This window comes from Vibrio sp. 1151_11 (assembly GCF_029478525.1).
GTDB lineage: Bacteria > Pseudomonadota > Gammaproteobacteria > Enterobacterales > Vibrionaceae > Vibrio > Vibrio anguillarum.
The window spans coordinates 40,453-56,908 of record NZ_SHMN01000025.1; the positions used below are offsets into that span (position 1 = coordinate 40,453).

A 16,456-nucleotide genomic window follows, 5' to 3' on the forward strand; every position below is an offset into this window, starting at 1 on the left:
ACCTCTATCTGTGTATTTTACTTAAGGTAGATAACTACGATTCACGGATGAGAAAAAATGGCTAACAAAAAAAACGTCGAAACAAAAAAGAAAAATACAGAAATAAAAATTAAAAAAAGTAGCGAGCTAGAACAAAAGAAACGAACGCAAAAAAAGAAGCTCAGACTGCATTCGCATCTAAAGGTTAATATCCCTCTTTTTCAATCACTCATTATGATATTGCCGTCATTGGCTAAACACGCATCTGCCGAGGGGGTAGACAATTACAGCAATGAGGCAAATCGAGCAACGGAAAATAGCGTGGCAGAAAAAGACGTCACCGATGACCATGGTAAAGCAAACTCATCGGCGGTTACTCATCAAGAGTCTCCAACGAGTGAAAACCACGTAGGATCAACCTTAAGTGTAAGTCATGCTCCCCATGGTTCGAATTCTCACTTGGTCCCTTCTCATCATTTGTCGACGTTTTCTCACCCGCAAGTCCATTACATTCCTTCGATATCGATGCCAACCATATCCTTAGAAAGTAACGGCCAGCCCACTCATTCAAATAATACGCCTCCGACAACTCCCGCTTCGCCAGTCACCTTTGTGTCAGAGGTAATAAAAGGTGCGTACGGAGAACTCCATGTTGATGCAAATGGTCAATACACATTTGTCCTGAACCCTAACTCTCCTCAATATATTCTGTTAAATCAGAACAAACATGGCACAGACCATTTTGTTTTAAACCTATCTGACGGTTCTAAGATTGTTGTTCAGATCCCAGTGACAGGTAAGCAAGACACGCCGACCATTTCTGGTGATTTAGCAGGTGTGGTAACGGAAGATCACAAAGTTGATTCACACGGTTTGCTACATGCGAACGGCAAAATTGATGTCATTGACCCTGACCAAAATGAAAGTTCGATGAAACCCGAAGTGCTCGCAGGTAAATATGGTTCACTATCCATAGACGCTGATGGACACTGGCAATATCACGTAGATAATTCTCTCTCTAATATTCAAGCGTTAACTTCTGCCACTTCGCTGCACGAAAGTTTCGTCATTCACACTCAAGATGGCACACCGCAAACACTCGATATGACCATTGGTGGCAACGATGATAATGCCGTTGTAACGGGTATCGATACAGGCGTGGTAACGGAAGATGTAACGACACAAATCCAAGGTCAACTTACCGTCAATGACTCAGATCTTGGAGAGAATCATTTTCAAGCCTCACAAATTAATGGTCATTTGGGTACGTTAACTATCACCAAAGATGGTGCGTGGACGTACGCTCTCGACAACAGTAACCCTGCAGTTCAAAGACTTGCCCAAGGCTCTACTGCGACAGATATCATTACTGTTCATTCTGCCGATGGGACAGCACATCAAGTCACAGTCACGATTACTGGTACTGGAGATGCGGCCACCATTGGTGGAGTGGATACTGGTTCAATAATCGAGAATACCGCTGGCGTTAACATGTCTCCTGATTATGCCCAACCAGGCATAGCCACACTCGGCAATACAACACTCTATGCTGATGGCAAGCTCACCATTACAGACCCTGATACGGGTGAGTCTATTTTTGAAAAGCAAGGTAGCAGTGGCTACCACGGTACCTATGGAGATCTGATTCTACAAAATGACGGTACATGGCATTATCACGCCGATGCCGGACATAGAGCCGCTACTGATGGCGTAGCAACAACGCGTGGCACTGCAATTGACCAACTTGGTGAAGGGCAAAGCTTAACCGATACGATTACAGTCCATTCAAAAGATGGTACAACACACGATATTGTCATCACCATTCACGGCAGTAACGACAGACCTTACTGTTCATCTGAAGTGGTGCTTGCAAATGGCAGTGAAGATACACGCCAAACCTTAACCACTGCGCAACTATTAGCCAATACCGTCGATGTCGATGCCAATGACGCCGGTAAACTAACCATTGAAAACCTGCATGCTGACCATGGATCCATTCTAAACAATGCCGATGGCACGTTTACCTTTACCCCAGAAAAAGACTATAACGGCGATGTACACTTCCGCTATGACGTTAAAGATGCACACGGTGGTGTGACGCACACAGGCGCATCAACGACACTCTCGGCGGTTGATGATGCGGCGGTCATCACAGGGACGGGCGGGCATCTGCTTGAGGAAGATAATCTATATTACGGCTACACGATTAAAACAAGTGGTCAGTTTCAGGTCGTTGATCCTGATGGGCCAGGCCAGTCGAAGTTTCCGGACGGTTTGCACCACCACACCGGAACTCTTGGTGGAACGTTGCAACTCTATGGCAATGGTAACTATTTTTACCATATTGATAATAGTACGGTTAATCACCTTGCGAAGGGACAAGAAGCTAAGGAAACCTTTACTATTCACAGTGTCGATGGAACGCCACATCAGGTTGAATTCGTTATCGAAGGGACCAATGATGCGCCTGTTGCAAATATTGTGACCTTGTCTAATGGTATTGAAGATACCCACTACCAAATGCAAGCAAGTCAGTTTGGTTTTACTGATGTTGATAGTGGCGACACATTACATGCCATCACAATCACAGATATCCCAGCAGTATCCCAAGGTAAATTTGTGCTTGATGGACAAGAGGTAAGTGCGGGTCAAAGTATATCAACTGCCGATATCAGCAAACTACAATTTGTACCGACCAAAGACTTTAATGGTGATGTACAATTTAAATATACCGTTAACGATGGTCGTACAGATTCAGTAGAAGCAACGAATACCTTGCACATAGCCAATACAGATGATGCTTCAGTTATTTCAGGTGATAGACAAGCTGTTGTTAATGAAGGTGATATTGGCGATACCGTTACTGCTACAGGGCAGTTATCAATTACAGATGTTGATACTGGAGATAATCCAAGCTTTATAGATGTAGCATCAACGGCGACAACATACGGCCATATTGAAATGCGCAATGGCCAATGGACCTATACACTAGACGAGAGCAAAGTTCAGCATCTCGATCCCGATCAACCTGCGGTACAGGATCACTACACATTTAAAGCCAGTGATGGCTCGACGCAAATTGTAGATATCACCATTCAAGGCACCAACGATAAACCTATCATCGAGTCAGCACACGCAGCGGCGGTAGGCACATCAAGCACCTTAAAATTACAAGATGTTGACGTAATCTCAAACCCAACAGGCGCCAACATTAATGTTGCGCCAAGCAATGCAGAAAATATGGCGCGTTGGGGGACTGATCAGGTCGGTGTCGGATCAGGGGTAAAATTAGTCGGACTATATAAACCTGGATCAGATCATAACTGGATAACAAACCCTGCAACAACAACAACAGCACATAGTGGCGCAGGTGGCTTCAGCCGAATTGATAACCATGATTGGTGGCATACAAATGGAGTTCCAGATACAGTAAACACAGGCTCTGGCGGAGCAACGGGCCATGGCAATGCATGGACAGGCGGGATAGCTGTATTTGAAGATAACACAGGCCATCAGACAATTGCGATTGTAAATCGTGTTTGTACAGGCGGTGGCAGTGAAGTAGATTACCTCTACTATCACTCATATCAACACCTACAAGTAGGTAATACTGTTTATAGTGGCACTGCAACTGCAGGTGAAACAATCAATGTGATGGACGGTAATCATCAAATAGCCTCTGTTATTGCCGATACTAATGGCCATTGGGAAATTTCTGCAAGCAATTTAACTGATGGTAAACATACTATACATGTCGAAAATAGCGCAGGTGAACATTCTGCTGAAACTATTTTACAAGTCAGTGGCCATACGGTTCAAAATATTACGCCTGCAGCACTTAATGCAGAAATAAAAGAAGATGCAGCTCAAACAACAATCAATGGTGAATTAAGAACATCAGATGTTGATACAGGCGATACTGCAAGTTTCACGGTACAAGCTGATCACGCAACTAAATATGGCCATTTCTCCATAGATAGTAATGGCCATTATCATTTCACCATTGATAATAATAATGCTGACGTTGATCACCTTGGTGTACATCAGACATTAACTGAAGTCATTCCAGTGACCTCAACTTCAACAGATGGTACTTCAGTTACCACAAATGTCACAATCACTATTCAAGGCTCACTAGATAAGCCAATTCTAAATGCGACAGCACCAGATGCACAGCAAGGCACCACTATTGCGTTAAATTTAAATGTGGCTACAACAGATACGGGTGGTGATACTGAAGATCTGTTAATAAAAATTAGCGGTTTACCTGATGCAGCTACACTAAATCATGGTACACACGATGCGGTTGCAAAAATGTGGGTTCTTCATAAATCAGACCTTAATGGTTTAGAACTTAACCTTCATAACGCTAACTTTCATGGGGATTTGCATTTTAATGCAACAGCAACAGCTTCAGCAGGAGGTGAATCTCAATCAGCAACACAAGCTATTTCTTTATTTGTAAATGCGCCTCCTTCAGTTACTTCCGGAGTAACTAGCAGCAAAGCTGAAGACTCAGGAATGGGTGCAATAGATCTTCTTTCTGGTGCTACTGATGCTGATACAGGCGATACATTATCTGTTGGCCATATCGAATATCAAATAGGTACAGCCTCAAAAACATCAACAGTTCCTTCATTTTTAACGATGAGTAAAGGTGGACATATACTCATTGTTAATTCTAATACACCTGAGTTTCAACATTTAGCTGTAGGTGAGACTGAAACAGTTAAGATCACTTATAATATAACGGATAGTCATGGTGGAACAGTTCAACAGTCTGCGACATTAACTGTTACGGGCACAAACGATTCCCCAGTCATAACAGGCTCTACAACAGCGAAAACAGTTACGGAAGATGGCGCAAGCGAGACGATAGATCTGCTTAGCGGAGCCACGGATGTGGATGGCGATACGCTGTCTATTGCCGGTATTGAAACCAGCATCGATGGTGCAGCCGCAACCAGTGGGCTTGCTGCCGGGCTGACTTTAGGTGCTGACGGACACACAATCACAATCGACCCTTCTAACAAGGCATTCCAAGATATAGCAGCCGGTGTTACTCGCAACATCACCGTGAGTTTTAACGTTGACGATGGGCATGGTGGGACAGTCCCGCGAACAGCACAAGTTGAAGTGGTAGGAACCAACGACCGACCAACGGTGACGTTATTTAGTCAGATGGCTGCGACAGACGAAGATCGTGCTATCACGCTTACCAAAGCTCAGATTCTAACGGGAATTGGTGCGAAGGATGTAGATGGTGATTCGCTGTCAATAACTGACCTCAACGTTAGCAGTCACGGAACCTTGGTTGATAACCACGATGGAACCTATACGATCACCCCTGACGCTAACTTTCATGGCCACTTAATGATTGTAGGTAAGGTCTCTGATGGTTCCGAATCGCGACCATTTGCTAATCCTCTAGTAGTGAGTTCAGTTAACGATGCAACAAAGGTCGTAGCGACGAGCGCTAGCACCACAGAAGACACCGATATCGTCCTGACTAAATCGCAGCTTTTGGCTGGAGCGACCGACGTAGATGGCGACACCCTGGATATCAACAGCGTAACGGTTAATGGTGGCCACGGAACAGTAACAGATAATCACGATGGTACTTGGACGCTGCATCCTGAAGAAAATTACAAGGGTGACATCACTTTAGGCTACAAGGTCAACGATGGCACCGCGGATGTCGATAATCACATGACAGTGGCGGTGACATCGGTTACCGACGCTGCGGATATAAACCTTTCTGTTGCACCGCAAAAAGGCTTTCAGACGGATTCTGCCCATCATCTATCAATCGATGCGATACGTAATCCTGATGGCGGTGGCGACCCCACAGCCAGAGACTCCGGAGGCACGCTGACCTTTGAAATGGGCATTACGCTTGATAAGAGCGAAACCTACCACAATGGTGATGTGATCGCGCAGTACGGTTTGCACGAGAAGGACCCTAATGCAGCCCAAGTGGAATATCTACAGGATGGTTCGAGATACGGGGACGGCGGAGTAACCCTTACAAATCCCCACAGTGTCACCGTTTGGATTGGGGGTAAGGATCCGATTGATACCCATATTGATATTACCGATGGTAAGCTCCACCGATTAACGGTGGTTGTGGATGATGGGCAAGGCCATAAAGCGCCCACCATGTCGATATTCGATAATGGTAAGCCGGTTGATTACCCCGATGGATCAAATTCGGAGAATATGCCAGTTCATTATTTAGGCCAAAGTGGTTCGAACGAGCATTATATGGTTGGTGGACAAGAGCGCTATTTCCACGTTGAGCAGGTTTCGATCCCTTGGGGTGGTGGCCATTCTGAGGCGGTTAAATTTATTTCTGATCGTACGGGATCGACCGAGCTTTCAGTGGGAGCGGGCCGAAGCCCTATGGCACTTGGAGATGGGCGTTATGCTACCGGCTACGAGCATGGCCACATTATCTGGGGCCACGGATCTTCTATACCTCCCATCACACCAATCGTCGCAACGTTTAGCCACGTAACAGTAGTAAAACAACCTGTGACAGCGGCTCAGGTAGCTCAAAGTCCACTCGGTGAGCTGGGTCTAGATCCAAAACAAGTGTTGATTGATCTAGGTGTCAGCGGGGGAGGGAGTATTGTTGATCATACTGGATCACACAGCACCGTAGATCCCAACAAGCACGATCCGTACGGGATAAACGCGGCAGGAATAAATGTTACCAATGACCCACACCACTTAGTCATCAATGCCGATGTGACACCACACGATAAAGACGATGCTCTTCAAGCTGTTCATCTGCACGGCTTGCCCGTTGGCTCAGTTGTCACTGATGGAGCGCATACGCACACCATCGATGCGACGGACCAAAAAGATGGCTTAGATATTTTGGGCTGGACCCGAACCTCTATCGAGGTTCGAATCCCGGCTGGTGTAAATCACAATGCCATTATCACCGTGGAGGCAACCACTCAAAATCCGGATGGAACCCACGCGCATAGCGCTTCATCTGCGCCGGTAATACTCGACCCTGCTCACGCGGGCGATGTGATTGTGTCTGCTCCGCCTATCAGCGGAATTGAGGATAAAGGACCCTACGATTTAAGTTTAACGGCTCTTGATCCCTCAGATCCCCACGCTGCTATAACTTTCGTTGTTTCAGGCTTACCAGCTGGCGCAACACTCAGCGCAGGTAGCTACGATACGCACACCAAAACCTGGACAATTTCACCAAGTGAGACGAATGGGTTGCAGATTACTCTGCCGAAGGACTTCTCTGGCAGTGTGACGCCCCACATTACAGCAACGTCGAGTGCCGGTCATAGTCACAGTGTTGACGTAGTCGGTAGCATTACGGACACCCCAGATACCGCGGTAATTTCAGGCACCGATAGCGCGAGTATCACAGAAGATATTCACGTACAGTCGTCGGGGATAATTGAAACCAACCAGAATCAGCTCAATGTACGGGATCCAGACGCAGGTGAAGCCCTGTTTACGCCTACGGGCACTCCATCGGGGTCGGGTAGCACAGCAACGGGTAGCTGGGTTGCAGGTGATAAGGGGATAGGGCTGTTCATTCTGCATGCTGACGGACGTTGGCTCTACAAGGTTGACAACGATAACACTCATATTAAAAGTCTCGGCGATGGTGATACCTTTACCGAAACCTTAACCGTTCAAACTAAGGATGGTACAACACACCAACTAACGTCGACGATTCATGGTACTAACGACCAACCTGTCATTGATGCTACTTCAGCCGTTACTGCTATTGAAGGTGGCCATACTGCGCATAAAGGGCAAATCACAACAACAGATGTTGATACGGGTGATAGCGCTACTTACACGGTAATTACGCCAACAACGGGTCAGCATGTTCCAGGCTTTACACTTAATGCAGATGGTAGTTATGAGTTTGATGCCACCGATGCGGGTTACGATCATTTAGCATTAGGTAAAACTGAACAAGTAAGCGTTTCTGTAACGGTAACTGATGGCGCAGGCGCTACGGATCAAAAAGATTTAATCATTACAATCACTGGCACCAACGACAGACCAACGGTTGTTTCGTCACTTGCTCAGCATATTCATTCGATTGATGAAGATACAACACAACACTTTAGCGCTAAAGATTTTGGTTTTATCGATAAAGATCACGGCGACCAGCTTGACCATATAACGATTACCGCACTGCCAGATGCTTTTAAAGGGCAATTTGAGTATGACGGCCACCCTATCACTATTCCTTTGGATGTGTTGACGGCTGATATCAGTAAAATAACCTTTGTACCTGCTCAAAATTATAACGGCGGCGTGCAATTTGGCTTTACCGTAAATGATGGACATACCGATTCCTTTCCTAAAATAGGTAATTTCGAAATCATACCGGTCGATGATATTTCTACGGTTAGTGGTACTGATACATTGTCAATGACTGAAGGGAGTGCCGCCAATACCCATGCAGACTTAACCGTCGCCAAAGGAGCATGGCTAGCGAATGTTGATGGCCATTTTGACTTCCCAGAGGTCGTAGCTAATGACCCTAATGCAGGGCGTTGGTATGCAATAGTGGGGGCCGGTGTAGCGGGAGGCGCAGCCCATGGTATGAAAATTGAAACAACACAATGGGTCATGAACATGGGAGACCCAAATTACGGTCATAATGGCTATATGACATTTACCCGTAATACCAATAGTGCCACTGCTTCCTATAATGCAGTAGACCGTGTCGAGGGAGATTTACTCATTAATGACCCAGACACAGTACCAGCAACCTTTATTGATGTAACCGATAGTTTGGGTGATAACGGTTATGGCAATTTTTCAATGCATAATGGGCACTGGTCGTTTGTTGGTGGTGACAAAACCACTGCGCTAGCGGATGGCGAAAAAGCGACCGAGACCTTTACATTTAATACCTCCGATGGTGTGACACATCAGGTGACGGTTAACCTTACGGGTAGCGATACTAAGGCTGAGTTTAAAGGTGATATTTCTGCCAACCTCAAAGAGGGAGATATCGGTGATACGGTGTCTGCACATGGCACCCTTAATATTGTGGATGTTGATACAGGGCAAAATCCGATAATTGCAGATTTTCATGATAAAAATGGAGTCAATGGTTACGGACATTTTTCAATGGTCAATAATCAATGGACTTATGAGATTGATCAAACGAAAGTTCAAAAACTTAATGCGAGTGAATCAGTTCAGGATAAAATAACGGTGACCGCCAGTGATGGCACCACACAAGATATTGTCATTAGTATAAGAGGTACAAACGATGCTCCTGAAGTGACGGGCGCAGTGGCGAATACCGACGATAGCGAAGGTCATGCAATTGACATGACGCTCCCATCAAATTTATTTACCGATGTAGAGGGGGATAGCTTTACTTTAAGTTTAGCTGTTTCGCAACATACTGAGGAAGCAGTCAACCCTGATAGCGTCAACCCAGGTTGGCAAGGCAAAGATACAGCTTTAGGTATGCCAAGTTGGCTTCATTTTGATGAGAAAACTGGTCGCATCTGGGGGACTCCACCACATAGCGCAGACGGTGACTTAGATATCACGGTCACGGCAACGGATGCTAACGGTGCAAAAGGTACCTATGACTTTCATATCGCAGTTACTGATGTTGATGCAAAAGGCATTGCACACGCGAATGTAAATGAAGATGACAGAGCAACGGGTCAACATTCAGCGAATGGCCAGTTAGATGCGTATCATAATGGTCAACATATTATCTGGCATGAACAAGCTACAGGGCAAGATAGCACCCCTAATATGATTCAGGGTAAGTATGGCCACTTACAAATATCAACAGGTGGTACATGGATTTATTTCCTTGATCATGATGGCGATCAACATTGGGCCAATAAAGATCTTAATGCCCTAAAAGCAGGTCAGGTAGAGCAGGAGCACTTCACTATCCATGGCTTACAGAATGGTAAAGAGGTCGCTACCGAACAAGTTATTATCGCGGTTACGGGTAAAAATGATGGTGCGACTATTAATGGTACTATGACAAGTAAAAGCGTAAGTACAATTACAGAAGATGCTGCGAAGGATACCTTAGCAGGCCACTTGAATTTAGTCGATGCCGATCATGGTGAAGATCAGTTCATACCAGATCCACACATTGCAGGAACTTATGGACATCTAGAATTAGCAGCCAATGGAGACTGGGTATATCATCTTGATAATAGTTTGGCGACTACAAACTCATTAAGCGCTGCGCAGGGTGGAACAGAAACCTTTACAATAAACTCACCAGATAATACTGCTTCTCATACAATAACAATTAATGTGAATGGGGTTGATGATCCATTAACGTCACCAGCGCCACCACCGCCAGTACAACATGATGAACCTGACTTTAGTGCTGAAACGAGTGAAGATATTTCTGTCACCCTTGATGATGTTGGTCTCGTTGTCCCCGATAGCCAACATCAAGCAGTAAATGCTCACCCTGTTACTGGCGCTGCTGCTTATCTTGATGCGTTAGGTATTTCACCACCGCCTCCATCAGCTAATGATGCAATTGAACATCAATTACCTGCAGATATCGATATTGTGATGGCAGAGGCGGATCATGCTGCATTAGGGCATGATGATGTTTCACATATAGATTTATCGGACGCGCTTGAACACCAAGGACATGAACATGATACTAACCAACAGGATCACGATGACACGCAACATCATAATCAAGTCGATGATTTACCAGACATTGATCCCAATAGTTAGCTCATAAAATGGAATCACTAAAACCAAAAAAGGAACGCTATTGAGCGTTCCTTTTTATTTCTATTCTATTTTACATTTCAGTTATAAATTATAGTTATAACTTTAACTATAAAATAAACTAACGTTCCCCAAACGCGACACTCACATTGGTATAAATCGGTTTCCATAGGTACTGAAAAACCGATTTCTCACCCGTGGTAATGTCAACTTCACCGGTCATCCCCGGTAAAATAACAAACTGTTCAGGGTTATCTCTAAAATACGGCTTGTCTACCGACACGATCACCTCGTAGAAAATCTCGCCTCTTTCACTTTGGCTCGTCGTCGGCGAGATACTTTCAACTAACCCCTTCAATGCACCAAATCGGCTGTAGTCAAAGGCATCTACCTTGATACGGGTTGGCTGACCAACGCTCACAAAGCCGATATCTCGTGGAGATAAACGCGCTTTGAATGCGGCTTTTCCACCAACAGGGACAATTTCAACAACAGTACCTCCCGGTTGAATCACGCCACCATTTCTTGTGCTAGGAATACTTTGAACCAAGCCTTGCACTGGGGATTCCATAACCGTATTGACTAACTTAGCTTGACTGGATCGCACTCTTGCGTTCAATGCGGACAAGTCTGAAACCGCTTTGGAGCGTTGATCGCTCACTTCCACTTTAGCCTCAGCGAGTAACTGCTCTATTTTTTGATCATTACTTTCACCTTGACGAATCAACACGGATTTCTTGCCTCGTGCTTCTTCTATCTTTTGTTCGATGGAGGCTAGTTTCTGACGCATTTCGAGTACACGCAAACGGGATATATTTCCCGCTTTGAAACCTTTTTCAAGTATCACTAATTCTTGCTTAGTGGCGGTGAGTTCTTTTTCATAGCTGGGCAACGTCTTTTCAACACTTCTTAGCTGCTCTGATATTTGCTCGCTCTCTTTTTCCAGTACAATTCTTTTTTGGAAATACAACGCTTTTTGGGCATTCAGCTGGGCTTTTTGTTGGCTGACAATGTCGGGAAAGTCCACTTCAAACTCAGCAAAGTTCGGCTCTCGTTGCTCAAGCAGCGCATTCATTCGCTCAACACTCATTTGCAGTGTAACTTGTTGTGATTGCAACTCTTCGAGCGCCGTTTGTTGGAACGTTGCATCAAACTCTACCAACGGCTGACCAACCTCCACCAGCTGCCCCTCTTTCACAAGAATACGTTTTAATTTCCCGCCAATGTCGCTTTGCAGTATCTGCTTCTCTCCTTCAGGAATCACTGCGCCTTTTGCTTTAGCAATTTCATCAACTTGAGTGACCAAAGACCAAGTGACAAAAGCGATGACACAAAAGGCAACCGACCATGTCGCCAATGCCAATGTACGAGCCGTATTTTGTGATTCAACAAGTTCACCGTAGCGCTTGCCCTTCTCGATAGATTGTTTAGCCATTAGCGACTCCTTGCTTAGACTCAGATTGTTCTTGTGGGGCTGCATTTTGTTGAGCAGACGGATCTTGTTCTTGGGAAGTTTGAGGCTCTGAAGGCTGTCCCTGCTTCGAAGACTGTTCCGGCTCTAATGGGCCTGCATAAACCACTGCACCTTCATTTAATACCACCACTTTATCGGCAAGCTTGATTAAATCCGGATCGTGGGACGTGTAAATCACCGTTGCTTTTCCTTTTTTCGATTGCACAAACTCACCAAATATACGTTTAGCATTTGGGTGAGCATCAGGCACAGGATTATCCATTAAGAACATTGGGTAGTCACAAACCAGCGCTTTCGCGTCAATGAGGATCTGCGCGACGCTGCCAGACAACATGTCAAAAAGGCTGTCCGGCTGAATACTGCTGATGGAAGTATCGAGCCCACCTGATAATGTCTCGAACCAACGCTTTCCACCGACCATTTCAATTGCAGAGATCATTTTCTGATCTTCGACTTTGTGACCGTCGTTTAGCCACTCTCGAATACTCAGCGTAAGCAAATCAGGATATGCGGCTCGAATGAAACACCAATGGCGATAAAGCTGCGGATCGTATTGAACGAGGTTAACGCCTTCAAGCTCGACCATGCCATTTTGGATAGGCTGCAAGCCAGACAGCACTTCAATTAATGTTGATTTACCGCTCCCAGAAGGGCCGGTAATCGCGACAATTTCACCGGCTTCAATATCAAAACTCACACCATTCAAGGCCGGGCGACTCTGTTTGGGATAGCGCAGTGTCACTTGGTCTAATTTCAAATTAGGCGCTACCACAGGTAACGGGTGATGCTGGTAACTGAATTCACGCTCAGACGGCTGAGACAAAATACGGTTCACTTGCAACTTGGATTGATTAAAGCTATTAAAACGCATCGCACTGTTTGCCAACACCTGAGCAGGACCCGTTACTTTAGATATCAACATCATTGAAGCAATCAAACCACCAGGGGTCATCACTTGTTCAAAAATAAGTCCTATACCTAACCCCATCACGGCGAGTGTCGACCCCACACCAATGAAATAGTAAATCGAGGTGTACCGGCTCTGGAGAACCGATTGATTAAAGGTCACTGTTGAAGCAAGAAGATTGGCCTTTTTGAAACGTTGAATCCAGTGCTCTGAGAATCCAGCACTGCGAATAAAGGCAAGCTTGGATGACAGCTCATTAGTCATGTTTTGACGATTCGTACCTGCCACTGTCGATTGCATAGAGCGCTTGCTGCTAGAGCGTATCGAGCGTTTTGCTAGCAAGTAATAAAGGATTAAAGAGACGACTGGAACCAGTACCAACCACCCGCCTAAAACACCTATCGCAAGTACAAAAATAAGAATGAATGGTAGGTCAAATAACGCATTTCCTAATGGCCCCGATAGCACACCTGAAATACGCTCTGACAACATCACTTGGTTTTGCTGACTAGAAGAAGCTGTTTGCTGATTTTGAGCATAGCTATTACGAAGCAGACGCTGCACGAGGGATTGAGAAATCTCACGACTTACTCGGTTCGAAACTGAAGCAAACACGCGGCTACGTAATGTTCTCAACCAACCCATCATCACAAACAGCAACGCCGCGCCAATGGCGATACCTTGCAACTCATGGCCTGCATCACCACCAATCACATGGTCATAAATCGACATCGTGATGAAGGGGACGGCAAGTGCAAACAAGTTGGTAATAAAGCTGACCAACAACAATTTAGGAATGATGGGACGAAACGCATGTAACCTTTCGCCAACCCAATCAGGAGAGGCTTTCTCTAATGGCGGACCTTCGATAACGATGCAAAACTGCGGGACATCGGTGATGTCGTCATTGGCGTTAAAAGAAACAAATTGTTTGGATTCTAAATGACCAGAGACCAGCTCATTTTCACCAAGCACCAGTAAAACCAATTTATGCTCGCCAACTTCGTCTAGGTTGGCAACCAAGCGATATGGCAATGCAAGCCTATCGAACAAGGCAAACATATCGTCGATTGATTCAATCCCATTTTCATCGACCCATTGACGTGCAAACAACTGGATATTCGTATTCACTTCCAACTGTTTAAGGACAGAAAGGCTTTCATTTTCTAAATGATTCATCACCTCTTGTCGACCATTCGTATCTGCAAGGTTGTTCGTACCTGAAGGGTTACCAGTATCTAAACGATTCATACAATAGCCTCCTGGTTGTTCTCACTGTCGACCGCAATAGTTCGACTTTCCACTGTAATGATTCGATTAGCCAATTCGCGAAGTTTAGAATGGTAGCTCACCATCAGTATCGTGCGTCCTGCCGTCACTTCTTCTTCCAGAACCTTAGCTAGGTTTCCGAGGGCATCTAAATCAAGCGAGGAATCTGGCCTTTCTAACATGATAATGGGTTTATCACTTGCCAGTTGAGTCGCGATATTGAGCATTTTCACGTTGCCCATACTCAGCAGAGACGCACTCGTATGGCCAATTTGTGTCTCTAGTCCATCGGGTAATCGAGTGATTTCCTTGGTTAAACCCAAACGCTTAGCATAGTCACTGGCGCTATGTGTTCTCTCAGGATCAAACCCGCACAAGTTGTCGAGAATAGTACCTGACACCAACTGCCCTTTAACACCGCAGTAGGCCGCAATGTTGGTTACGGATGCGATCGAAACGGTAACTCCGTTAATGGAGCACTCCCCCGCTTTTAGATCGTCAATACCTGCAATCGATGACAATAAATGACTGTTGGTGTGGCGATCCTCACTCTCTAGCAATACCAACTCGCCTTTATTCAATGTGACATCTGCATGAGCGAGTTCACCGTATCTTTCAACGGTCGCTTGCTTGATTTCCAACACCTCAAAGTCAGATAAGTGGCTCTCGGCTTGCTCAGAATCTGAAGAGTCCGATAGTGACAAGTCACTCAATTTTTCTATTGCCTGATTGGCACTGTGTATTGAATTAAGCTTGATTCGAACTCCCACTAAAGCACTTAACGGTGCAACCGCTCGGCCAGATAAAATAGAACATGCTGCCAGCCCACCTGTGGTTAACTGTCCATCCAGCACCCACAAGCTGCCAGTAATCACAAGTAAAACTGACGTCGCTAATGCTGCAAGCTGAATACATTCTTGGGCGAAGGCGTTCTGTTCTTCTTCTCTCGCTTTAGACTGAGAGCGAACATTATTGAGGGATTTAAACTGGTTGAAGATTCGAGATTCAACGGCCTGGCGTTTGATTCCCTGAATGGTTTGGCTCAGTAAAATCAAGAACGCTTTGCGCTCCTGCTCATCTTGAGAAGCTTCTTCACTTAAGCTTTTTACGCGAATAGAAGATAACCAGACAATTCCGAGAGTAATAAGCCAAACTGCCAAAGGTATCGCCACTAACTCACCACCGATGTAAGCCACCAAACCCAAGAAGATCAATGCGAAAGGCAAATCAATAAAGCCTGCAATCACCCCTCCGGAATACCAATCTTTAACTTTGGATACAGAGCCGAGCCCTTCTTCTACGCCACCAACACCTAAATGACGCAGATGACCTGATGAAGCGTTAGTCACCCTTTCAACCAAGGTTTGATAGGTCGCTTTCTCGGTGTTACTGGCCGCGGCAGACAAAAGCCAAGTTCGCACAAACCGGATTAGCGCTTCCATAGCGACAGCCAACGTCGCACCCGCTAATAACAGAGTGGCAGTCCCATAACTCTGGTTAGGTAAGATACGATCGTAAATTTGTAAAACCGTTAGCGGAACGGCGAGAGAAAGAAGATTTATGAGCAAAGAAGGCAGTAGGACTTTCCCCACCACCCCTTTGTTTTTCATTGAACTTGCGGGCATACACAATCCTTATCCATGCTTATGAAATAATATTGGTACAGGCTACTATGTTATGCAAGGTAAGGGGCTGATTTAATTTAATTTTAAGATATTACTAGAATTCTGTTATTTCGAGAAAATCCTACAGCCAAAATCACACGTTATCACTAATTAAGTTATAACGAGAAACATCTAACTTTAGCTAGTTCTGTTCAAATCAAGATTTTCAATATTAGAGCTTCTTTTAGATTAGTAAATGTATGTGTGATTCATATTAACGGATTATGAATGAGCTTTTATACTAAATGATATTGGGGCGTGCGACGTGAGGTCGTATGAAGCGCTGTTCACCTCTTAATGTGTGAACCATCTGTATCACCAGATGAACCTAGGACTCTGAATAAAGTAGCGAGTCTGACAATGTAACGAAGACTGGTCATGCACCAGTCGGGATCTAAATCGCGAGAGAACGATCCTCCT

Annotated in this window: 4 protein-coding genes; 1 reads left to right on the top strand and 3 read right to left on the bottom strand. The window is 45.2% G+C overall.

Annotated features, from left to right (window positions below):
• The first annotated feature begins 57 nt into the window (after positions 1–57).
• Entirely contained in the window at positions 58–10,725 is a 10,668-nt protein-coding gene (locus EXZ60_RS15840; RefSeq protein ID WP_277435942.1) for a VCBS domain-containing protein, read from the top strand.
• Between the two features lie 118 nt (positions 10,726–10,843).
• Here EXZ60_RS15840 and EXZ60_RS15845 read toward each other — a convergent pair whose 3' ends face one another.
• From EXZ60_RS15845 to EXZ60_RS15855, 3 genes are read right to left on the bottom strand one after another with little or no spacing between them, the layout of a single operon-like run.
• Entirely contained in the window at positions 10,844–12,157 is a 1,314-nt protein-coding gene (locus EXZ60_RS15845; protein ID WP_088728642.1) for an HlyD family type I secretion periplasmic adaptor subunit, read from the bottom strand.
• Complete coding sequence (locus EXZ60_RS15850; RefSeq protein ID WP_277435943.1) at positions 12,150–14,354, bottom strand: ABC transporter transmembrane domain-containing protein; 2,205 nt, start codon at positions 14,352–14,354, stop codon at positions 12,150–12,152. The genes EXZ60_RS15845 and EXZ60_RS15850 overlap by 8 nt, the downstream gene beginning before the upstream one ends.
• A complete protein-coding gene (locus tag EXZ60_RS15855) occupies positions 14,351–15,997 on the bottom strand; it encodes an ABC transporter transmembrane domain-containing protein (protein WP_080539430.1) in 1,647 nt (548 codons plus the stop codon). Before EXZ60_RS15855 ends, EXZ60_RS15850 begins: the two co-directional genes overlap by 4 nt.
• Between the last annotated feature and the right edge of the window lie 459 nt (positions 15,998–16,456).

What these genes read in the sequence shown, in the direction of transcription:
- EXZ60_RS15840 (WP_277435942.1), top strand. Translation starts at nt 58, where the DNA reads ATGGCTAACAAAAAAAACGTCGAAACAAAAAAGAAAAATACAGAAATA.
- EXZ60_RS15850 (WP_277435943.1), bottom strand. Translation starts at nt 14,354, where the DNA reads ATGAATCGTTTAGATACTGGTAACCCTTCAGGTACGAACAACCTTGCA.
- EXZ60_RS15845 (WP_088728642.1), bottom strand. Translation starts at nt 12,157, where the DNA reads ATGGCTAAACAATCTATCGAGAAGGGCAAGCGCTACGGTGAACTTGTT.
- EXZ60_RS15855 (WP_080539430.1), bottom strand. Translation starts at nt 15,997, where the DNA reads ATGCCCGCAAGTTCAATGAAAAACAAAGGGGTGGTGGGGAAAGTCCTA.